Here is a 20,452-nt window from a genome sequence, read left to right as displayed (position 1 = left end):
CCTTTCGTTGCTTCTACTCCGGGAGGTTCTCTCCGTAGGTGACGTTCAGCTCGGCTGCGAGGGCCTCGGCGAGCTGGAGCGTCTGGGCCTGGTCGATGACGATCTTCTTGAGCGAGGCGAGGCCACGGAGCTGTGAGAGGTCGTTGCCCCGGAGGTCGAGGCCGCTGTATTTGCCGCCGTCGAACTCGGTTAGCCGAAGGTCGCAGTCGTCGATCAAGGCGGATCCCAGGTCTGCGGCGACGAACGTGGTCTCGCGCAGGGAGCACTTGGAGAAGATCACGGATCCGGCTGCCTTGATCCGGGTGAAGGTGCCGTAGTCGAGCTTGCAGTTCTCGAACAGGACGTTGTCGAGCGTGACCTCTTCGAGCACAGCGCCCATCAGCTTGCAGTCGCGGAAGACGGCACGGGAGATCTTGCTGTCGGACCACTGCAGGGAGGACAGGTCGCAGCCGGAGATTTCGACGGAGTCGACGCGGAGCTTTTCGAAGCGGGTGCGTTGGGTCTTGAGTCCGGTGATCCGGCCGTGCAGCAGGTGCGTGTCGGCAAGGTCGAGGTCGCGCAGCTCGGCGTCGGCGTAGTTGAACTCGGCCACCCGTCCGCGGCCCCCCTCCAGCGAGGTGACGTTGGAGACGTAGAGGCCCGGCTCGTTCAGGGCGGGAAGCGTGACGCTCGTGCGGCGGATCGTGCGGGTATCCATCAACAGCCTTTCAGCGCGGTCGTTCGGTCGCCGCGCTGCTGGCACGCCGGGGGAGGGCGCACCAGCAGCGGCACAGCCTACCTCTTGTTCCAGTTATCCCAGGTTGGTCGGTTATCAAAGGGTGCAGGACTCTTTGCCCAGTTATCCCATGTAGGGCGGTTGTCCCATGTTGCTTCAACGGCCCTCTGTGGTTGGGCGTCCTGCGTGGCTGTCAACTCCATCACGATGGGGGCGTCGGAGGTGGCGAGTCTGTCCAGGACCGTCATGCAATTGTCTCCTTCGTTGCGAGGGTGGACAGGGCCGTGACCAGGGCCTGCCGTGAGGCCCGGCAGTAGTTGGTTTCGGTGGTGGTGAGGCTGCCGTTTTCGAAGAAGCGGTTGGAAGCCTGAGCGCCGCGGCAGAAGTCGAAGAATTCGCATTCGGCCTCGCAACGGTCCAGGCCGGTGAGGAAGTCGCGCACGTAGCGCAGCCGGCAGGCGCCGCGGAGGATCTTGGTCAGGGGCTGGTCGAGGATGTTGCCGGCCACGAAGTTGCCGTATTCGGGCGCCTGGGCGTCCGCGAGTTCGGGGGAGAGCAAGACCACGTCACCCTTCCAGGAGATGGTGGGGATGGGGTCGAGGCGGCGCTGGTCCCAGTCGGCCTTATGCCCAGTGCGGATCAGCTGGAGGTACTCGGCCAGTCGTTCGACTTCCCGCACGGTGAAGGTGCCGCCATGCTCGCGGGTCCAGGCGAGGGTGCGGCGCCAGAATTCCTCGGCCTGGACGGGGGTGGGGGCCTCCCGGTCGGTGTTGACTCCTTCGATCTCCTCGATGTTGAAGCCCACCGAGTGGCACCCCAGGGTGGTCAGGAACTCCAGCAGCTCCTCCGGCATCATGATGCCGTCGGTGGCGACCACGGAGATCACGGAAAAGGGCATGCCGTGCTCGCGCAGGTGCATAATGCCGCGCAACGTCCGGTCGAAGGCCGGCTTGCCCCGAAGGTCGAGGCGGGCGCTGTTGACGGCGGCCGGGCCGTCGATGCTCACCCCGACGCGGACGTCGTAGGCGGACAGCAGGTCGCACCAGGTATCGGTGAGGAGCGTCGCGTTGGTCTGCACGTAGTGGTGGATTCGCCCCTCGCGGCGCAGCGCCTCGAACGGTGCGAGCAGGGCGGCGAACTTCTGCTGGCCTACGGCAAGCGGTTCGCCGCCGTGCCAGACGACACCGACCGGGTGATCGACGTCCTCGATCTGGCCCACCTGCTGCGCCAAGGCGTCGGCTACCTCCTCGGGCATCTGGTGGTGGAGTTTGCGAAAGGGCAGGTAGCAGTAACTGCAGTCCAGGTTGCACCAGGTCGTGGGCTGGACCACGACGGTCTGCGGGGAAGCGAAACGCTGCCGGTACCGGGAACGCCACTGGAGCGGATGAGAGAGCATTGTGGTCCTCTCTGCAAGGGACAGGGGCATCGCCGCCCCGGCACGAGAGCCGGCAGCGGCGATGCGATCACCATCCAGCCCACCGTGCCGTCCGGGAGATGACATCTCGCTGTCAGTGCCGATGACATGTCATCGGTCACGCAATGACATTGCTCAGAAGTCGCCGTATCTGCACGCGAGTTCGAGCAGAGCCCGTGAGCTATCGTGGCGGACGTGTCTCGCTCGATTCTGATCCACGACGGCCACACCTCCCGCGATGTCGGTCTGGTGTACATCTGCTCGGGCTACCTCGTAGAGCAGGGCAAGGTCCTGCTCGTGCACCACAACCGCTTCGACAAATGGGTTCCGCCAGGGGGCCACATTGAGCCCGGCGAGTCCTTTGCCGGAACAGCGGTGCGCGAGTTCAAGGAGGAGACGGGGCTGCTGGTGGAGGCGATCTCCAGCCAGCCGGAGATCCACCCCGCGGATGGCAACGCCACCCCCGAGCCTGTGCCGTTCTACGTCGACGTGGAACGCGAAGGATTCGCCACCCCCGCGCTGGTCCAGTTCTTCTTCATCCAGCGCCAGCCCGGTACCCGGGGGCAGGCCGTGGAAGCACAGCTCGAAGAGGTACACGGGGCCGCGTGGTTCGGCCTGGAGGACCTGGATGGCCTCAAGACCTTTGACCAGGTCCGCTCCCTGGCTCGATTCGCGCTGCTCAACTACCCGGTGGCCAGCGAACGTGCCCAGTCGTAGGCAGTTGCTCTACCGACCCGCGAGCCGATAGCCGCCGGCTCCGTCCACCGTACCGGCCAGCAGCAGCCGAACCGGAGCGCCGCCGAAAGCCGCGGCCACCGCTTTGTTCAGCCGCTGCACGTACTTGGGAACCGAGGACGGGGCAACGTAGAGCGCTCCCGCGATCCGCTCGGTCGACAGCTGGCGCTTGGGAGCGTCGTACACGATCTTGACCAGGTCGAAGAGTCGCTCCGACAGCTCACACTCCACCATCGCTTCGCTGGAGCGGGCTTTGGCAAAGATCATCCGGCCCGAACCGAGTGCCACGCTCTCGACGACCACTTCGGCCGAAGCCTCGCTCGCATCCTCCGGGGTGCTGTCGTTGAAGCCCATACGCGCCAGGTGGCGCAGTGCTTCCTCGTAGGCCGACACCGTGTAGTACGCGGCCCGGATTGTGGCACGCTTGCCGGAGGCTCCGGGCTCGTTCCACAGTCCGGCCTGCGGATCCCACAGGTCATTCATCAACTTCCACGTCTTGGTAAGCCGGGGGTCGCCCGGATTAGCGCCGGCCCGGACAGCGGCCTGCGTACACAGCGCGTAGGCCATGTGTTCCCATGCGGTGCCCTGCACGTCCTTGTCGTCCTCGACGAAGGTCTCCCAGCGGTGACGGTTGTGCAGCAGCCACTGGCCAGCGTCGACGACCACCTCGGACAGCCGCTTCACCTGCCCCGCGCCATGTACGCCTCCGGTCTCCCGCGGATCGTCCCGGTAGGCGGGCGCGCCGTCGGGACCGGTTCCCGAACAGACATCTGACAGGGCGAGCAGGCACAGCGCGGTCTTGCTCGGGCTCGGATCGGTATCCACGTACGTGCGCCACCCCCAAGCCCCGCTGGAGCGCCGGTGGTAGAGCAGACCGCGCACACCGTGCTCGATCAGGGGCTCAACGCGCTTCATCAGGCTGCACGTCACCACCCCGCCGGGCAGGCGGAGCCGGGGGCCCAGGTCGTGAAGCGCCCCTCTGAGCTGAACGAGCCCGTGAACAGTCAGGGCCGTCTGGTGCAGTGAGGTGTCGTCGAGCCCGAGCACTTCGGGCCAGCCGTGGTCGACCCGGTGATCCTCAAGCCATCCGACGCACCAGGCCGCGACTTCGGCAACACCCTCGTGGTGGAAAAACCGCGGGTGGGACAGCAGACCGGCCAGCCCGAAGGCGATGAACCGGGTGTGCTCACCACGGCCGCCCTTGTGACGAGGCCGGCAGTGCTCCGCGATGGCGCAGGTCAGGAAATCGAGCGCCCGGCGCACCGGCTCGCCGGCGATACCCGCGGCGCGCAGGATCGGCAGAACCTCGCTGGTATTGACGATCGACGAGACCGAAGTGAGCGTTAAGCCCCATCCTCCGTCGTAGCCCTGGTTTTGTAGAAGTGTCCGGGCAGCCTGGCCCACTCTTCCCTCGAATGCCGCGAGCCCCACGCGCGCCGACTTCATGGTCCCCCTCCGCCGTCGGATACGGATCGCCCGGCCGAATGTACCCAACTCACCTGCCAGAGAAGCGCGTTCGAGAACGCAACTACGAAGTTCCTGGGGCCATTCAACCTACGAGCTAGCACGCGGGCACAGCGACCGAGGGCTCAAACAGCAATGGTCAGCTCCACGCCAGCATCCGTAGCGCATGTGGTGACAGCCGACAGGTCCGTTATCACCACGTCGGCATCAAGAGCGTTGGCGTCATGGGTCGTCGTGACAGCAACCGTCGCCATCCCGGCCGCCCGGGCAGCCGCTAGTCCCGCCGGGGCATCTTCGAATGCCACGCAGCGCTTGGGATCGACGCCCAGGCGCTGCGCCGCGAGAAGGAATGGCTCCGGGTCGGGCTTGTGGTGGGTGATGTCATCCACCGTGATGACGTGAGCCGCGCGCACCCCTGCGGCTGCCAGGCGCGCGTCGGCGACCCTGCGCGTGCCGGAAGTAACCACAGCCCAGCGGTCTACCGGCAACGACTCCAATAGCTCCCTCGAACCGGGGACGGGGACAACTCCTCCGGCGATGGCGTCGTCGACCTCTGCTTGTTCGAGGAGAGCCACCGCCGAAGCCACTTCTTCGGCTGGCAGAAGGTCGGCCACGATGGCTGCGGCCGGCCTGCCATGCGGCTGGACCTCCATGATCTCCGCGATCGTGAGGCCATGATCATCTGCCCATTGCGTCCAGCAACGGAGAACCGACTTCATAGACGAAACGAGCGTTTCGTCACTGTCAAACAAGAGCGCATCGGCCGAAAACTTCATGGAGGTTGACGATACCGCGCCACTCACCCACCACCGACTCGGCGATCCAGCCCAACGGAACACCCGGCACACATCGACCCTTAGACCTACAAACCCCCCACGCAGACAACTAGTTGGAGTGTGAACCAAGTGAGGCGTAGAGCACATTTTCAGCCACCCAGGCGGCACGCAACGGGCCGCAACTTCGCCAACTCCCCGCAGAGGAAGGGAAGTCGAAGCTCCAGCAGTGCGCGACACGGCAGCAGATTGCCGGGAGCGCGTTCACCCGCATGTCCTATGATCATCCACACATCCCGAGGCGGAATCCGTCATTCCGGTTTTGATCTCAAGACGGAAACTACGATTTCGACCATGGAAGTCGTAGGGGCCTGATGCTCAAGTCAGTTGAAAGGTGCGGTGATGGGGCTCTTGCGCCTGGCTGGCGAGATGCACCTGCTGCGCGAGCACTGCGAGCGTCAACTGGCCGACCTCCCCATCCCTTCCCCCTTCAGCCTCATGGGACTCGTCGGTGAAATTGAAGCGGTGCGCGGAGGACAAATCCATCTCGTACCCGTATCGGATGCGCACGGAGACCTGCGGACGGCTTGCGGTCTCCGCGTCACCGTAGAGCACTTGAATTCGACGTTTATCCTCTACAGGCCACGCCCCACCCCAAATCAGACTGAGCACGTAATCATCCACGAGATTGCTCATTTGTGGTTCAGGCACGGCAAATCCCTGACCCCGGAAGAGGAAGAGCGGCTCCTGCCTCCTCTTTTTCAATCGTTCCTTTCCGATGTTCGGGAGGGCAGTCCGGTGATCCATCAGGCGCGAGCGCACTACGACAGCCACGAGGAACGCCAGGCGGAGTTTTCTGCCTCTCTCATCAAGCGGCTAGCGCGGCGCCACGCAGCACCTGGCACTGATCTACTCAGCGTGGTGGAGGCCAGTCTCGCGCACCCCGTCGCGCCGCCCCGTCAAATGCGTAAGAAGTGAAGTGAAAGATCTGCTGCTCGGCGTCGCCGTGGCAATGACCATCGTGGCCGTTTGGCGCCTTCCCGGTGCACGCTATGGCGACCCCCTCCGCAGGACCTTCTGGGGATGTTCCGCCGGATTCGCAGCGGCGCTGTGGGCTCGCTTTCCCCCTGTCAGGGAAGCTCTGGGCCAGATCGGCATCATCGATCTCGATGCCTTGGTGAAATACCTGGTATCGATCGCGGCTTCCTTGTCCCTGCTTGGGTATTCGGTGACCAGCTATCTCCTCGCCGGCGACGACTCTCCGAGGCACACCGCCATCTCCCGCAAGGTGGCCCGCGTGGCTCGCCGGGCGACGTACGTGGTCGTGCCTCTGATGGTCCTGCTCTTCTTCTTCGCCATCGATCGCAGGCACGCCAGTGGTGACTTCGCGGCAGAACACGCCGGCGAGTGGGGAGCAGCGGCATTTATGTCCTGCTTCTATCTCTACCTCGTGGCAGCCGCCTGGTCCTGCGCCTACCAGTGGACGCACGTGGCGGTCAGAGCCGAGACCGTCATCTTCCGCCTCGGGTTGGCGCTGGGAGCAGCATCGATGTGGCTCTACACCGCGTATGCGGTGCTGCGCTTCACCTATATGTGGGCCGCGATGCTCCTGCCCACGCCGCCGAGCGTTGACCACGCGGCGGAGAGCTTGGGTAACGCACTGAACATCTTGGTCGCCATCCTTTTCGCGGCCGGGGCCAGCTTGCCCACCACCAATGTGGCGGCCGACCGTCTGCGCACGTGGCGGGTTTTGTGGTCGCTGCATTCCCTCCGCCGTGACCTGACCCGGGTGTTTCCCGACGTCACCTTCCAGCCTGCTGGCAGTCGCCTTCGCGAAATGACTCGTTTGACTCCGCCTTTGGACATACGCCTGGACGGGTGGATCCAGGAAATCGGCGACGCCGTGGACCTGTTGCGCCATTACGCGACACCGGAGTTGTGGCCAGCCGCGGAAGAGGCTTCGCTCAGTCATCATGACGCCGAGCCGGCCGCGGAGGCTCACTGGATGAAGGCGGCACTTGCCTCGGCAGCCCGCGGCTGCCGCTCCAGGGCGCCGGCCTCGTCTTTGCCGGAAAAGCCGTTCGGCACCGCAGCCGGCGAGGCCGCCTGGCTGCGTCGCGTGCAGGCCGTCTACGCCAGGATCCGGCCGCAGGAGACGGAGGAGCTGATTGCTGAGGCTGGCAGGCCCTGTTGGCGCCAGCAAGGCAGGTGTGAGACGCACTCGGCCTGACCGGCGCCGGAAGGGGATCTGTACCTTCAGCTGGCCCGACTCGGTCGGGCAGGGTCCCGCCAGGGCGAGCGATCAGCCGAGGCCGTCGCATGCCAGGGAGATCTTGCTGGGCTCGTTCGGCTGGCGTACCGGTGAGCACGGGAGCCGACCGACGGGCTGATTGCTAGGTCTTCTCGGGGCGGTGTGCGTTCTCGTGGCGCACCAGGACCTCGGAGAGTGTTGCCAGCATGGCCGCTGAGACACCCTCGCTGGCGCCGCGGGCGGCCACGCTAACGCCATCACTGCGCATGAGACTCAGGAACTCCAGCCGGTCCAGGATTTGCCGCTCCACCTCCTCGCCCTCCGCGAAGTACCACGGCTGGACGTTGAATGCCGCCCCCAGCCCGGCGAGCAGGCTGTCGAGGGGCAGGCCGGCCTGGACTTCGGCGGACTCCCGACTATCGGTTCGCAGCGCCGCGATCCCCGCCGCGTCAACGGCCGGGAAGCCTGCCGCAGCATTGACCGCGTCCGCGATTTCCCCGTCCGAGAGCGGCTTCCGCTGCAGGAAGGCGGTGATCTTCTCACCGAGGGTCTGAGGCGGTCGATCTTCTGGACTGGGGGCGCTGGAATTGGTGAAGGATCGCTCCTGCGCTTCCTTCAGCTCCTCGCACTTCACCTTGTAGAGGTCGGCAAGGGGCTCGATGTAGTCGGCATTGAGCGGCCGGGTTCCTGCTTCAGCGTTGGACAGGGGAAGGCGACTGATGCCGAGGGCCTTCGCCGCCTCCAGCTGGGTGTATCCGGCATCGCAGCGCAGATCCTTCAGATCCGGCGGCCCGAGTCGCGGGAAAAGCACGTCGAGATCTTGCCCCAGAGCCTTCGCAAGGGCCGGCAAGCGCTCGGGGGAGGGTGCGGTGTCGGACCGTTCCCAGGCACCAATCGCATCCTTGCTCACACCGACTTTGCGCGCCAGCTCGGGTCGCTGGAATCCCGCCGTTCGCCGTGCGGCCAGCACGCGCCGACCATCGAACTGGCGAACCGACACTGCACTCTCCTGACTCTGGATCGCGGCCTTCGATGCGCACAGCCTACCCGCGCTTGATGCACAAGCTCACCTAGCGTAGGTTTTGTGCATCACGGCAGGTGGGGGCTGCTCTGGCATCCGTCTTTGGCGCCTTTCGTCTCAGCCTACTGGCTGATCGCGCCCGCTGGCCGGACCGAGCCCATCGACCATGAACGGAAGAGCGCACGCATGCATTCCGCCTCCCCTGCTCACTCTCTGCAACTAGTACAGAGATTAAGAACCAACTCTGGATCTTGACGCGGGTCCGTGCCATGTTCGTTGTCCCCGGGCGGCCCGCCCGGCGATGCGAATGTGAGGAGCACCGCAGGTACCGACAGACGTCGTAGGTCCGCATACAGCGGCGGCGCCCGAGAGCGGGAACTCCCGGACGCCGAACGCTTAACGGCATAGCCCGCCCCGGCAAGGGCGGAGATTGCCCACCATCACCACGCTGATCCCATTCCACCGGGCGCTTCAGCGTGGCAACACGCAAGGGATTGTTGCATGCCTCCTGCCCTGCGCAAAAGGCCATCCGGCCTCGCCTGCGCGGCATCCACCTTCGCCTCGGCGCCACTTTGCTGCGCAGTGGAGCACACCACCACGGATTCGGCCAGCCGCCGCTCCCGCCTCATGAGCGGGAGCGGCCGATGAGCAGCGAAGCCCGCGAGTGGGTATGGGAGAACAGCTCCAGCAAGGGAGCTGGGCGCCTGGTCATGCTGTCGATCGCCGACCGAGTGACCGACGAGCAGTGCATCGCCTGGGCCTCCTTGACGAGCCTGGAGGAGCGCACCAATTCCTCGCGGTCCACGGTCCGCGAGGCCCTCGACCGGCTGCTCGCAAGCGGTGAGCTGGAACAGCTGGACGACCTCGTCGGCCCCCAGCGCAGCACGGTCTACCGCCTGCCCCTCGCCGCGAAGGCCATAGCGCAGGCCACGATGGAGCAGGCCAGCGACGACACGTCGATGGACGAGCCCGAGGCCGAGCCGACGCTGCGGATCTCGGCCCTGCGGCGATGCGGCATCCGCCCCCGCGAGGTGCCGGAATCCCCCGGCACGGTCCGGAATCCGGCAGGTCCGGAATCCGGCAGGTCCGGAATCCGGTACCTCACGACGGAAACCGGCACAGCGACGTACCGGAAACCGGCACAGCGGTGTACCGGAAACCGGTCCCCAGAACCGTAGTGAACCGAAGGTGAACCGTAGGTACAGCAGTAGTGGTACCGCCGTCACCCCGGCCAGCGAGTGGCAGGTCGACCCAGACACCCACACCTGGGCCCGCCAGCAAGGCCACCTCGACCGCCTCGGCCAAGACGGCCTCGCCGCCGCCGACGCGAAGTGGCGTGCCCACCGCGCCGGCTTCAAGCCCCGGTCGGCCGGTGCCTGGGCTGCCGACTGGCGCTCCTGGATCGCCAGAGAGCACGCCCCAGGCCGCCCGAAGCTCTACGCCGTGCCCGGCAGCGGCACCACCCAGCCGAGCGGCATGACCCTCGCCGAAGCCCACACCGCAGCCCTGCTCGCAGCCCTCGACGAGCCGACCGGATCGGAGTAGCCATGGACCGCCGCGAAATTGCCGCCCTGTTGGCCTACATCGGCCGTCTCGACCCCCGCACCAGCCGCACCGATAAGGCCGAGGCCGGCGATCAGCTCGCCCAGTGGCACGAGCTGCTCGGCGACGTGCCGATGACCACGCCGCACGGCTGGGACGCCCGTGCCGCCGCCCGGCAGCACATCAGGACGTCGCCGTACCAGATCCTGGCCGCGGACATCGCCCGTCCGTGGGAGAGCTACCGGCGCGACCGGCTGGCCCGGCACACCGACCCGACGCCTGGGGCTGACCCTGACGACCAGGCGGCCTGGACCGCCGAGCTGGTCGGCACCCGGCGCGCCGTGGCGACCGGCAGCGCTCAGCCCGCGCAGTACCGGGCAATCACCAGCAGCCAGCTCGCCCCCGAGCTGAAGGCACGGCTGCGGAAGAACGGCTCCTGCATACCGCCAGAGGTCCGAGTCGCCCTCGCGCCCTACCGGCCCGCTCGTGCGGCGCGCGAGGCGGCCATCGCCCAGGGCCAGCCCGATGCCCTCGGCGTCAGGTGCGAGTGGTGCCAGGCCCAGATCGGCGAGCCGTGCCGCCGCCGCCGGGTCGCCCCCGACGGCGGCGCACGCGGAACCGCACCACGAGTCACCCCCCACCCGGGTCGCCTCGACCTCGCCGCCGCCCGGCAGGCCCAGGAGACCGAGCAGGTCCAGCCCGCCCTGGCCTGACCGACCGCCCCGTCGGTGCACCTCATCCGGTGCCCCACCGCGACACCACCATCCCCGGCTGCGGCGCCCGCCCTGCGCCGCAGCCGGCCCCCGACACCGCGTCCATCCGCCACCGGCCCCCGACCGGCCGACGCGGCAGCACATCGGAGCCCCCCTTGCGCTACATCACCACCCACCACGCGCCGGCCACCGGCCTGCGCAGCATCAGCGACACCAGCTGGCACACCCGCGGAGCCTGCCACGGCATGGACCTCGAGGACGCCGACGCCGTCTTCTTCCCGCTCCCCCGGGACCACGAAGCCATCGCCGAGGCGAAGGAGCTGTGCGGCTGGTGCCCGGTACGCCGCGACTGCCTCAACTACGCCTTGGAGAACGACCTCAAGGAGGGCGTATGGGGCGGGCTGACCGAGGCCGAGCGGCGCCCCTGGCATGACGGACTGCCTCAACGCCTCGACTACAGCCGCGTGATCGCGTTCTTCAACGGACGCGACGTGCACCTGACCGAGTCCGAGCGCCAGGTCGTCATCAACCACGCCTACGTCCGGGGCTGGCACACCGACCGGCTCGCCGCCGCCCTACAGATCGGCCACAAGCACGCCCGTGACCTACTGCGGCAGGCAGCCCTCAAGGTCTTCGACCGCGACCGCACCCTCGGCGTGCCCCGCCGCAAGAAGAAGCGGACGCCGAGCACCCGGACGACCAGGCGGCCCACCCCCACCAAACCCGCCACGAAGCAGCCCGTGTCCGGCCCAGTGACCTCGCCCACGACGGGCGCCCCTCTCGGAAAGGCGGCATGACCCTGACCCTCGGCATCGCCCAGGACCCATCCCTCCTCCTCGCCATCGGCATTCCCGTCGCCGCCCTCGCCCTGGCCTTGACCGGTTGGGCAGCCCGCCGCCGGAAAGCGCGTACGCCGAATCGTTTCGGCAGCCCGGCAGTCAAGGTCGCCGCCCTCGCTGCGGTCGGCTGCACCGCTTACTCTGCCGACACGAGCTGGCGGTTCGCCGCCGACTTCTTGGACATGGCCGGCGTCGGCGAGCGGATCGGCATGTTCGCGGCAGCCGAACTTGCACTGTTCGCCACTGCATTGATGGCCCGACAGAATCTTGCGGTCCAGGGGGCACCCGGGCTGCCCGGGACGCTGGTCTGGGTCATCACCGGCGTACAGGTGGTGCCTGCCTATGCCGAGAGCGGCCCCATCGGCGGTACGGTCCGCGCCTTCGTCGGCCCGATCATGGCAGCGATGCTCTGGCATCAGGCGATGGGGATCGAACTGCGTCTGCGCACCCCAGGCGCCGCCTCCCACGGCCTGCTCGCCGTCCTGGGTCGGGAGGCACGCGAGCGGCTGCTGTCCCGCCTTGGCATCGCCGCCCGAGATCGCGACGCCGCGCAGATCACCGCAGACCGCGCCACGGCACGCGCCGTCGCCCTCGTCGTCCGCCTCGCCGAACGCACGCCCAAGCAGCAGCAAGGCTGGCGAGGTCGAGGACTCACGCGGCGGCTGTCCAAGGCAATTGGACGGGCAGGAGTCGGCACCGACCCCCGCCAGCGCGCCGAGCTGCTCGACCAGCTCGCCGCCCGCCGGCACGCACTCGCGCTCGCCACGGTCCCGCTGCCCTCCCCCTGGTCCCCGCTCCACGACCAAAAGCCCGCCGTCACGGTCCCCTCACCGAAGGCCCGGCGCACCACGGTCCCCACCGGCAGCCCGCCCAGTGACACCGTATCGATCGGTGACCGGGGGCCAAGCGGGGACCGCGCCCACCGGGGACCGGGAACCGGGGACCACGCGGGGGCCGGGGACCAGATCGGGACCGGGGACCACGCCGGGACCGCACCCACCGGGGACCGGGAACCGGGGACCAACACCGGGACCGGGGACCAGATCGGGACCGGGGACCACGCCGGGACCGCACCCACCGGGGACCGGGAACCGGGGACCAACACCGGGACCGGGGACCAGGGACACAAGGTGCCCCTCCGGCGGAAGCCGACCTCCAGGACCACAACCCGTGGTCCCCGGTCCCGCAGTCCGCAGACGCAGCGTCCTCCGCGCGGGCCGGAGCAAACCGTGGAGCAACTCGTCCAGCAGCTCCGCCCGCATGTCCCGCCCCTGCTCGACCGGGACGGCAACGAGACCGTAACCCGGGTCCAGCTGCGGGAGATCCTCCGGCGCGAGGGCCTCGTGGGTGGCCGGAATGACCGACTGAGCCTCGTCCTGCAGCAACTGCGCAGCGAGACGAGCACGACGACAAGGAGCACCACCCGATGAAGACCTGCCCCCGATTCGCTGCCCTCCGCGATGAGTACGAGCGGGAGATCGGGTTCCTGAACGCTCACTCAAAGCGCCATGCCGGACGGCCGGCGGCCAAGTCCAGCGCGAAGCACGCGGCATCGGCGAAGGAGCGAATGGCTCGGGCTCTCAGCGGCCACGTGGGGCGCTGCCCCGAGTGCGGCTGACCGCGAAGCAGCAGCTCAAAGACCCGCTAAGGGTGGCCCGGCTCCACGCCGGGCCACCGCCCTCTTCCACGAAGGAGATCGCCATGACACACGCAACCGCTTCCGAGCAGTTCGAAGACCGCTTGGTCTGGGCGTTCCTGCACACCCTCCTGCGGTACGGACTGATCCACTCGGCAGTCGACGGCCCCGAAGGACAGTGGTTTGTCCAGATCGGCCCCGATCACCAGGTCCATCACCTGACCGACACGGAGGATGCTTTCGACTTCGTCCTCGAAATCCTGGAGATCGTCGACGACACACTGGGCGGTGAATAGTGACGACCCCGGACCAGTCCCCCTGCCCCCCGGAACCGTCTCGTTCCGTCAACTCGGTCTCGGGGGGAGCAAGTTATCGGCCAAGCTACTCTTCCTCGTTGGGGAAGGCAGCTCGGCCATCACCCGCCCCGGGGGTGGCGGGAGCCGACCAGCACCGGGGGGTGCAGGTCGGCCAGGCAGCGACCGAGGGCGGTCCGCAGCCAGGAGGGGACAAGCCTCCGCGCCCTATGCGCGCCCGTACGCCTGAAAAGCGCAAACGCTCCCCGCTCAAGAGCGAGCGCAAGCGATCCCGCATGTGCAACGTGCGACTCAATGACGACGAGTGGACACGTCTCCATTCAGCGGCGCGCGTTGCACACACGAGCCTGCCCTCCTACCTCGTGCGCGCCGGCCTCGCCGCTGCCGAGGACTCGGAGAACACCGCCGCCGCCGTGGCCAGCCGCCGGGACCAGGTAACCGAGCTGTTCGCGGCTCGCCGTCACCTGGGCATGATCGGCAACAACCTCAATCAGGCCGCGAAGGCGCTCAACTCCGGTGTCTGGCCTGCCGAACTCGATGCCGTCCTCGCCGCGACCCACCGTGCCGTGCAGCGCGTCCAGGATGCGACCGAGCAGCTCCTCCGGCAGAACTGAGACCGAAACCGCCATGATTCCCAGGAAGCACAAGCGCGGAAAGCGCACCATCGGCATCCTTTATTACCTGTACGGGCCCGGCAAGTTCGAGGAGCACGTCGACCCGCACCTGGTGGCCTCCTGGGACCACTGCGCACCCGATCCCGGCCGGGATGACACTGCCACCCTCAAGCAGCTCCAACAGCTCCTGGACCAGCCGGTCGAGAACCTCGACCCGGCGGATCGACCGGAGCGGCACGTGTGGCACCTGTCCGTCCGCAACGCTCCCGACGACCGGATCCTGAGTGAAGAGGAGTGGGACGACGTAGCCCGCCGTATGGTCGCTGCCGCGGGCATCGATGACCCCGAGGAGGGGGCTGGGTGCCGGTGGGTGGCCGTCCGGCACGCCGACGACCACATCCACATCGTCGCCACCGTCGTACGCGAGGACGGCTACCGCCCCGACATCAACAACGATGCCATGCGCGTCCAGGACGAAGCGCGCCTCCTGGAAGCCGAGTTGGGCCTACGCCGTCTCAGCATGGGCGACGGCACCGCAGCGAAGCGTCCCACCAGCGCCGAGCGTCACAAGGCCGAGCGGCAGGGCCGCGAGCGCACCGCGCGGGAGGAGCTGCGCGAGACGGTGCGCCGCGCGGTCGCCGGCGCGACGGGCGAGACGGAGTTCTTCGACCGGCTGGCCGCCGCCGGCCTTCTGATCCGCAAGCGTGTAGCCCCCTCCGGCGACCTGCTCGGCTACAAGGTCGCCCTGCCCGACGACCTCAACAAGGACGGCGAGCCCGTGTTCTACCCCGGCGCGCGCCTCGCCCCCGACCTGTCCCTGCCACGAATCCGGGAACGCTGGTCCGCCGGCGACTCCGACGAGGCTCCCTCGCCAGATGCTCCTGGCTGCGCGAGCCCGGACAACCCCTCTACCGCGCGTCGCCGGGCCGCGTCGGCCGCCTGGGCAGCGCTCCCGATCGTCGAGCACGGCGACGATGCGGTCGCCGCAGCGCACATCGCGGCGGCCGGCGAGATCCTGGACGCGCTCGCGAAGACCTCCGCCGCTCACACACGCCGTGAACTGTGCGACGCGGCCTTCGCGTTCGAACGAGCCTCCCGCTCTCACATCCGTGCAGAACGCGGGCACGACCGGGCGCTGCGGCAGGCTGCCCGCGACCTCGTCCACGGTGGCCCCGCCCTCGGCCGCGGCGAAGACGGCGCCACGACCGCGATGGCGATCGACATGCTGGTCTTCCTCATCAGCGCCGCCATGCACTGGCACGCCAAGAAGGGCCACGCTCAGCAGGCCGAAGCCGCCCGCCAGGCGGCCGAGCACCTGCGCTCCGCCTACCAGGCCGCCGCTGCCCACCCCCTGGGTACGCTCTATCAGCGCGGCAGGCGCCTGGGCAGCCCTCTGGTCCAGCGGCAGACGTCGGTGCTGCGCGAAGCGCTGCCGGAGCTGGCGGAACAGATCCTGGCCGAGCCCGGCTGGTACGGGCTCGCTGCCACCCTGGCCGACGCTGAAGCCGCCGGCCACGACTCGGCAAGCCTCCTCGCCGACGCTGCCGGGCGACGGGAACTCGGCACCGCAGACTCCGTCGCGGATGTACTCGTGTGGCGGCTGCGGCGGACTGCGGACCTGCCCGCCGACACCAGTGGCAGGGCGAACGACACGCACGCAGCGGAGCGCTCGCCACACCCGGCGGGACAGCGGGCACCGGGACGGTCCGGGCACCGGCGCGGATGACCGTGACTGTGGACTTTGTGAATTGAAGCAGGTCAGGAATCTGAGGCACGATCATGAAGCGAGCAGGACACGACGAGGGAGGACACCACGGTGTTTCACCGGATACGCCGCCGTGCGGCAACAAACGAGATGCGGCGCCTACATGACCAGTCATGGGCACAGCTGGAGGGCCTGGTGCCCCCGGAGGCCGAACGAATGCCGGCCGAGCCCCAGCCCTCCGAGCCGGCGTCGGTCGTGGACGACTTCCTCCCGCCGGAGCTGCGCATCCCGAGCCACGACCAGCTCGACGGCCGGATGATGCCCTGGGCCCAGCCGATCGTTCTCGACGAGGATATGGTCGCCTGCGCCGAGTGCGGTGCGTACCGGGACTGGCTCATCCTCTCCACCCGCGACCAGATCTGGCTGCGCTGCCGCCAGGGGCACCAGCAGGAGGAGACGCGACTCGACACGGCCTGGTACAACCGTCATGCTGGCCCCGCGGATGCGACACATGCGACGTTCGAGGATTGCCTGCGGCACCTCGGCCGCTGACCCCCACTCCTACGACCCGGGCCCATGAGCCCGTACTGACCACCGTCACCTAGCACAAGGGGTCAGTTCCACCATGCGCGTTCGCATCGTCGCCGCCCTCGGCGTCACCGCCGCTGCTCTCCTCGCCCTGCCCGCCTGCTCGGCCAACAACACCGGGGCCAAGCAGGCCACTTCCACCTCCGCTCGCGGCAGTAAGCCGGCCCATGCTGGACACAGTGCGCCGTTGTCGTCGACCGCGCTGAAGAAGCGCCTGCTCGACGAGCACGACCTCGGTAGCGGCTACGCCCGCAAGCCCGAGCGTCCCGCCCAGCACGACGACGTCTCCGTTCTTGGCTGTCCCGCCTTGAACGACATGGGCGGTGATGCGGCCATGGGCGGCTCGCTCGCATTCCCGCACAAGGCAAAGACCACCTTCACCTATACAGCCAGCAGCAACTCGGAGGTCTCCGAGGAGCTGTACAGCGACACCGCGGGGAAGCTCTCGACCGGCACCGGCCGGATCTTCGACGCCATGACCGGCTGCCCGCAGTACCAGGTCCTCGTCGGCAGCGCCAAGGTCGACGTGACGACGCAGAGGAGGACCGCGCCCCGGCTCGGGGACGAGCGCTGGAGTCAGCTCCTCACCTTTTCCGCCGATGGGCGCGACACCGTGGTGAAGCAGACCGCGATCCGTAACGGCAGCATGCTGGTCATCGTCTCCGGCTCGCCGGCCCTCGTCGACCAGCACCTCGACGAGGCCCTCGCCAAGGCGGCAGCAACCCGCTGAAGTGCCGTATGCCGGTGCCCCCGACCGCATGGCCGGGGGCACCGGCGCGTCACCAGGGCACCTGGACGGACATGCCGTCGCCCCGATGGCCTTGCCCGGGTAAGTGCGCCCCAAAAGCTCGCAAGCCCGGCCACCCCTCTCGGGGTGGCCGGGCTTGCGAGCGTCTGATCGGGCGGTGAGCGGACAACGTGGGGGGCTGTGAGGCGGGCGAGGGCCGTGGGCGCCATTCCCACGTGGGGGCTCAAGGCCCGGGGTTGGCTTCGGGCGTACCACGGTCCGCCCGCCTCTCCCGCTCCGGCCGAGAGCGGGGGCCTTCACCACCCTACGGTGAACGCCGCCGCCCTCGGACCGGGCGCCGAGGGCAGGTCACCCTGGCCGGGGCCGGTCGAGAACGGCGACGTCCAGCCACCGATCCGACCAGTCGCACCCTGCGAACAGCAACTACCCACCTCCACCTGGTAGAAGGAAAATGATGTGTTGAGACGGGGACGGCATGCCGTCCCCGTCTCAGCTGGCCGGGGCCCGCAGGAGTCGCTCGCGCGTACTCTCGGGCAGGACCCGGCGCAGGACTGGGGCGGTCGAGCTGAGCCCGTTGGCGAACACAGCGACAAGGTCGTGCGGCACGCTGGCGCTGAAGGACGCGGCCCACAGGATCGGTGCGCCCAGCACGGGCTCGGCCCACGCCTGCCATCCGGCCGGCCCCGCCTCGTCAGCCTGAGCCGTCAGGGCGCGCAGGTCGGCGTCCTGAATGAGAGGCGGCATCTCGCCGAAGCTGAGGTGCGAGGCGAAGGTCGGGTCGATCGCTCCCGCGTGGGGCTGATCGATGTCGCGGAGCCAGCCGTGTGCGGTGACCGCATCGAGGACCAACTCGGCGCCGCCGACCGGGACATCGGGCTGGTCACGGGCATCGAGTGCGACGAGGAAGTCGGCGAGAACTTCCCCCGGTACATCGGGCGTGAAGTAGGCGGACCACTGCGCGAGCGGGCTGCTCGCGTCCGCGCGAGCGGAGATCTGCCAGGCGATCGGCATGTCCCCCAGGTGGAACGGCTCGTCCGCCAGAACCCATTGGGCCCAGCAGAGAGTGTCGGGGCTGACATGCAGGACGGTGCTGCGCAGGACCTGGCGGTCCTCCGGTTGATCGTCCGGCTCCTGCCGTCCGCGGACGATCGTCAGGCTCGTCCAGCCGAGGCCGGCGAGCGTGTCGGCGACGGTGTCGTAGAGGCGTCCGTCGTCACCGGCCAGGTGTCGGGGACCGACCCAGTACGCGCTCTGGGCCTTGTTAGGGGTGGGCGGATCGAGCGGGTGCTCGGGGTACAGGGGCGCCTCCAAAGGCTAGGTGTATGGATCTACTTGCCGATGGCAGTACGGCGGGGGCGACGCGGGGGCGCCTGAACGGGCGACTGCCAAGCCAGCTGGACGGCGACCTCGGGCGGCAGATGACCGAGCTGCGTGTCCGCGGCCCACCCTTCAGCGAGGTAAACGACGGGGCGTCCGGCCTCGTCCACGGACTGGATTACCTGCGCGAGTCGGTGCGCCATCGGGAAGAACGGGTTCATCGCCTGTCGCACCGGCGCATCTCGATCGCAGGTCATCAGAAGGTCGATGACATCGCCGACGGTCAACTCCGTGTGGTCCACGGATAGCCTCCTGGGATGTGGGTGGCGGACTGTGCCGCGGGGGTGAGGAGAGCTCGCGTGGAGGACTTCCGATCCGAGCCTTGGCGTCAACGGCGCCGGGAGATCTCCAACACGCGTGCCACGGCGGCGGCGACCACATCGGCCGGCGTCTCCATGTCGAAGGACATCTGGTAGCCGCGGACCTTGGCAGTGCCGGTGACGGCGATCTTCCACCCCTCCCCGTCGCCACCGGGGCGACCGAGCGGGAACCATCCGAGGTAGAAGCGGCCGTCCTTGCTGCTCACGTGCACGTCCCCCCGGTCGTCCACGACCAGATTGAAGTCCTCGGCGGAGATCTGGTCCAAGACGAGCGTGGGCTGGCCCGGGCCGAGTTGCCACTCGCGCAGCCGCAGGGCTTCGGCAGTGGTGGAAAAACCGGGGCTGACAGGGGCCACGATCACGAGCAATCACCTCTCTGACCTGGGGTTTTCCGGGAAGATGTCTACGTTGACATGCCCCTGCGGCCCTTGGCCAGTCTTTCGTGGATCTTTCGCGTCTGCCCCAGGCGAACTGGTGACCGCTGCCATCCAATCGAGGCGTGACAACGGGAAAATGCCAGCGCCCTCGTTTACGGTGCCTTCATGCTGACGGGCATGCACCCTCGTGACGAAGAGCATCGACTCCGTATCGGGGCTCCCTGCTGTGGACGCCATGAGCCGGCCTAGGCGGCAAAGACGGAACCGTCTGGTGCCGGGCAGAATGGCCCCGCCATCGCAAGTGCCGGAGGACTGTACCGGTCCTCCATCGGAGTCGCTAAGGGTTCTGGTTGGCCGACGGTGACGCTCATGTGCCCTGCGTGGTAACGCGATTGCTCTCTTGTCGCTCGCCGCGGCACCAGTCATGTCGTGGCGGCTCTCCAAGATGCGCCGAGCTCCACGAGCCGCCCCCGCAGCAGGCCGCGCTGCTCCTCCAAGTCCTGCGAGGCGGGCGAGAGAAGAAAGATGTTGTCGCGGTACAGGCGATAGCCGATGCGCTCCCACCCTCGGGCAATCTTCGTGTTCACGCGGTCCCACTCGGTTCGGTCTTTGAGGCGGTGGCTGCTGAGGTCGGTGATGCCTGGTGCGCAGGCAATGGCCCGGCAGCCCGGCATGAGCCGGTGGATCGCCTCGGTGGCCAAGCTGACGGCCAGGCCATGGCCTCGCCACTGCCGGTCCAGGGTCACCCGGTCCATGACGAGCAGGCCGGTGCCGATGTACTCCAACAGCTCGCTGACCTCGCCGGTGAACGAGCCGGTCTGCGGGTCGAGGAGCACCTGCGCGATCTCGTACAGCTCCTCGGATTCCTCTTCCATGGCCCAGTAGGCATTCCGCCCGCGGTCGAGATGCACCCGGTAGAAGGTCATCGACCCGATCGCGACGTCCTCCACAGTGCACGAGGGACAGCCCGCGTGAACGCAGTCAGTGGTCGCCGCCGAGTCCTCGCCGCCGTGATGCGTACGGCGCCGGTGGAGGACGGCCACATCCCACCGCTCCAGCGTGTCGGCCTGCGGAGTGTCGCACAGTCCGTCGTCGTAGGAGATGCGCAGGCGCAGCTCGGAGGGGTCGCCGGGCAGCTCGGAGGGCTCGATCACTGCGGCAGCCTAGCGCGGCATAGGCGGCGTGACGGGACGTCCACCAGGGCTCAGAGTGCAGCGCCAGAACAGCCGCCCGCCATGATCGGTGCTGCGGGGCAGGTGCCAGTGTGACCGAGCGCCGTAGTTGGCCCGCCTGGCCAGATGCGTGC

Annotated in this window: 24 protein-coding genes; 14 read left to right on the top strand and 10 right to left on the bottom strand. The window is 68.2% G+C overall.

The genetic code is table 11. From position 1 onward, the window contains the following. Positions 1-13 precede the first annotated feature (13 nt). From AC3EUV_RS00890 to amcB, 3 genes are all read right to left on the bottom strand, one after another. Entirely contained in the window at positions 14-697 is a 684-nt protein-coding gene (locus tag AC3EUV_RS00890; RefSeq protein WP_432141115.1) for a pentapeptide repeat-containing protein, read from the bottom strand. 77 nt (positions 698-774) lie between these two features. Then, positions 775-963 carry a multiple cyclophane-containing RiPP AmcA gene (gene amcA / locus AC3EUV_RS00885; RefSeq protein ID WP_432141114.1) on the bottom strand — a complete coding sequence of 63 codons (189 nt, stop codon included), beginning with the start codon at positions 961-963 and terminating at the stop codon, positions 775-777. Beyond that, complete coding sequence (amcB, locus tag AC3EUV_RS00880) at positions 960-2,111, bottom strand: cyclophane-forming radical SAM peptide maturase AmcB (protein WP_432141113.1); 1,152 nt, start codon at positions 2,109-2,111, stop codon at positions 960-962. The genes amcA and amcB overlap by 4 nt, the downstream gene beginning before the upstream one ends. Before the next feature lie 213 nt (positions 2,112-2,324). On the opposite strand from amcB, the gene AC3EUV_RS00875 reads away from it, so the two are divergent. Then, a complete protein-coding gene (locus AC3EUV_RS00875; RefSeq protein WP_432141112.1) occupies positions 2,325-2,846 on the top strand; it encodes an NUDIX hydrolase in 522 nt (173 codons plus the stop codon). Positions 2,847-2,855: 9 nt separating this feature from the next. Here the strand turns inward: AC3EUV_RS00875 and AC3EUV_RS00870 are convergent, their stop codons facing one another. Further along, positions 2,856-4,310: a prenyltransferase/squalene oxidase repeat-containing protein gene (locus tag AC3EUV_RS00870; RefSeq protein ID WP_432141111.1), complete on the bottom strand. Its 1,455-nt coding sequence runs from the start codon at positions 4,308-4,310 to the stop codon at positions 2,856-2,858. A 143-nt stretch (positions 4,311-4,453) separates the two neighbouring features. Further along, positions 4,454-5,104 (bottom strand): HAD-IA family hydrolase, encoded by a 651-nt coding sequence (locus AC3EUV_RS00865; protein ID WP_432141110.1) that lies wholly within the window; start codon positions 5,102-5,104, stop codon positions 4,454-4,456. 399 nt (positions 5,105-5,503) lie between these two features. Here AC3EUV_RS00865 and AC3EUV_RS00860 point away from each other — a divergent pair, with 399 nt between their 5' ends. Both AC3EUV_RS00860 and AC3EUV_RS00855 read left to right on the top strand, forming a co-directional pair. Further along, entirely contained in the window at positions 5,504-6,079 is a 576-nt protein-coding gene (locus tag AC3EUV_RS00860) for a hypothetical protein (protein ID WP_432141109.1), read from the top strand. A gap of 1 nt (position 6,080) precedes the next feature. Beyond that, complete coding sequence (locus AC3EUV_RS00855; protein ID WP_432141108.1) at positions 6,081-7,331, top strand: MAB_1171c family putative transporter; 1,251 nt, start codon at positions 6,081-6,083, stop codon at positions 7,329-7,331. Positions 7,332-7,494: 163 nt separating this feature from the next. Here AC3EUV_RS00855 and AC3EUV_RS00850 read toward each other — a convergent pair whose 3' ends face one another. Continuing rightward, on the bottom strand, positions 7,495-8,352 hold the full coding sequence (locus AC3EUV_RS00850; RefSeq protein WP_432141107.1) for a helix-turn-helix domain-containing protein: 858 nt from the start codon (positions 8,350-8,352) through the stop codon (positions 7,495-7,497). A gap of 665 nt (positions 8,353-9,017) precedes the next feature. Between AC3EUV_RS00850 and AC3EUV_RS00845 the strand changes: the two genes are divergently transcribed. The 11 genes from AC3EUV_RS00845 (at position 9,018) to AC3EUV_RS00795 (ending at position 17,054) form a co-directional block, all read left to right on the top strand. Then, positions 9,018-9,551 carry a hypothetical protein gene (locus AC3EUV_RS00845; RefSeq protein ID WP_435601891.1) on the top strand — a complete coding sequence of 178 codons (534 nt, stop codon included), beginning with the start codon at positions 9,018-9,020 and terminating at the stop codon, positions 9,549-9,551. Positions 9,552-9,561: 10 nt separating this feature from the next. After that, complete coding sequence (locus tag AC3EUV_RS00840; RefSeq protein WP_435601890.1) at positions 9,562-9,918, top strand: hypothetical protein; 357 nt, start codon at positions 9,562-9,564, stop codon at positions 9,916-9,918. Positions 9,919-9,920: 2 nt separating this feature from the next. Next, the gene (locus AC3EUV_RS00835) at positions 9,921-10,628 is read left to right on the top strand and encodes a zinc finger domain-containing protein (RefSeq protein ID WP_432141105.1); all 708 of its coding nucleotides are present in this window, start codon (positions 9,921-9,923) and stop codon (positions 10,626-10,628) included. A 155-nt stretch (positions 10,629-10,783) separates the two neighbouring features. Beyond that, positions 10,784-11,425, top strand: coding sequence for a WhiB family transcriptional regulator (locus AC3EUV_RS00830; RefSeq protein WP_432141104.1), 642 nt, complete (start codon positions 10,784-10,786; stop codon positions 11,423-11,425). Further along, complete coding sequence (locus AC3EUV_RS00825) at positions 11,422-12,897, top strand: hypothetical protein (protein WP_432141103.1); 1,476 nt, start codon at positions 11,422-11,424, stop codon at positions 12,895-12,897. Before AC3EUV_RS00830 ends, AC3EUV_RS00825 begins: the two co-directional genes overlap by 4 nt. Continuing rightward, positions 12,894-13,085, top strand: a complete 192-nt coding sequence (locus AC3EUV_RS00820) for a hypothetical protein (RefSeq protein WP_432141102.1) — start codon at positions 12,894-12,896, stop codon at positions 13,083-13,085. The genes AC3EUV_RS00825 and AC3EUV_RS00820 overlap by 4 nt, the downstream gene beginning before the upstream one ends. An 83-nt stretch (positions 13,086-13,168) precedes the next feature. After that, positions 13,169-13,399 (top strand): hypothetical protein, encoded by a 231-nt coding sequence (locus AC3EUV_RS00815; protein ID WP_432141101.1) that lies wholly within the window; start codon positions 13,169-13,171, stop codon positions 13,397-13,399. Between the two features lie 227 nt (positions 13,400-13,626). Next, the gene (locus AC3EUV_RS00810; protein WP_432141100.1) at positions 13,627-14,031 is read left to right on the top strand and encodes a plasmid mobilization protein; all 405 of its coding nucleotides are present in this window, start codon (positions 13,627-13,629) and stop codon (positions 14,029-14,031) included. A 13-nt stretch (positions 14,032-14,044) separates the two neighbouring features. Next, on the top strand, positions 14,045-15,757 hold the full coding sequence (locus tag AC3EUV_RS00805) for a relaxase/mobilization nuclease domain-containing protein (RefSeq protein ID WP_432141099.1): 1,713 nt from the start codon (positions 14,045-14,047) through the stop codon (positions 15,755-15,757). Between the two features lie 129 nt (positions 15,758-15,886). Then, positions 15,887-16,288, top strand: coding sequence for a hypothetical protein (locus AC3EUV_RS00800; RefSeq protein WP_432141098.1), 402 nt, complete (start codon positions 15,887-15,889; stop codon positions 16,286-16,288). A gap of 73 nt (positions 16,289-16,361) precedes the next feature. Beyond that, positions 16,362-17,054 (top strand): hypothetical protein, encoded by a 693-nt coding sequence (locus AC3EUV_RS00795; protein ID WP_432141097.1) that lies wholly within the window; start codon positions 16,362-16,364, stop codon positions 17,052-17,054. Positions 17,055-17,561: 507 nt separating this feature from the next. Here AC3EUV_RS00795 and AC3EUV_RS00790 read toward each other — a convergent pair. The 4 genes from AC3EUV_RS00790 to AC3EUV_RS00775 form a co-directional block, all read right to left on the bottom strand. Further along, positions 17,562-18,383 (bottom strand): SPDY domain-containing protein, encoded by an 822-nt coding sequence (locus tag AC3EUV_RS00790; RefSeq protein ID WP_432141096.1) that lies wholly within the window; start codon positions 18,381-18,383, stop codon positions 17,562-17,564. Between the two features lie 17 nt (positions 18,384-18,400). Beyond that, the gene (locus AC3EUV_RS00785; protein WP_432141206.1) at positions 18,401-18,646 is read right to left on the bottom strand and encodes a hypothetical protein; all 246 of its coding nucleotides are present in this window, start codon (positions 18,644-18,646) and stop codon (positions 18,401-18,403) included. 131 nt (positions 18,647-18,777) lie between these two features. Then, complete coding sequence (locus tag AC3EUV_RS00780; protein WP_432141095.1) at positions 18,778-19,131, bottom strand: SPDY domain-containing protein; 354 nt, start codon at positions 19,129-19,131, stop codon at positions 18,778-18,780. Positions 19,132-19,568: 437 nt separating this feature from the next. Next, a complete protein-coding gene (locus AC3EUV_RS00775) occupies positions 19,569-20,300 on the bottom strand; it encodes a hypothetical protein (RefSeq protein ID WP_432141094.1) in 732 nt (243 codons plus the stop codon). Positions 20,301-20,452 lie beyond the last annotated feature (152 nt).

The sequence above is a fragment of the Streptomyces sp. bgisy130 genome (assembly GCF_057708345.1).
The sequence above is the reverse complement of the archived record's forward strand: the minus strand, read 5'-3'. Positions and strand labels throughout refer to the sequence as shown.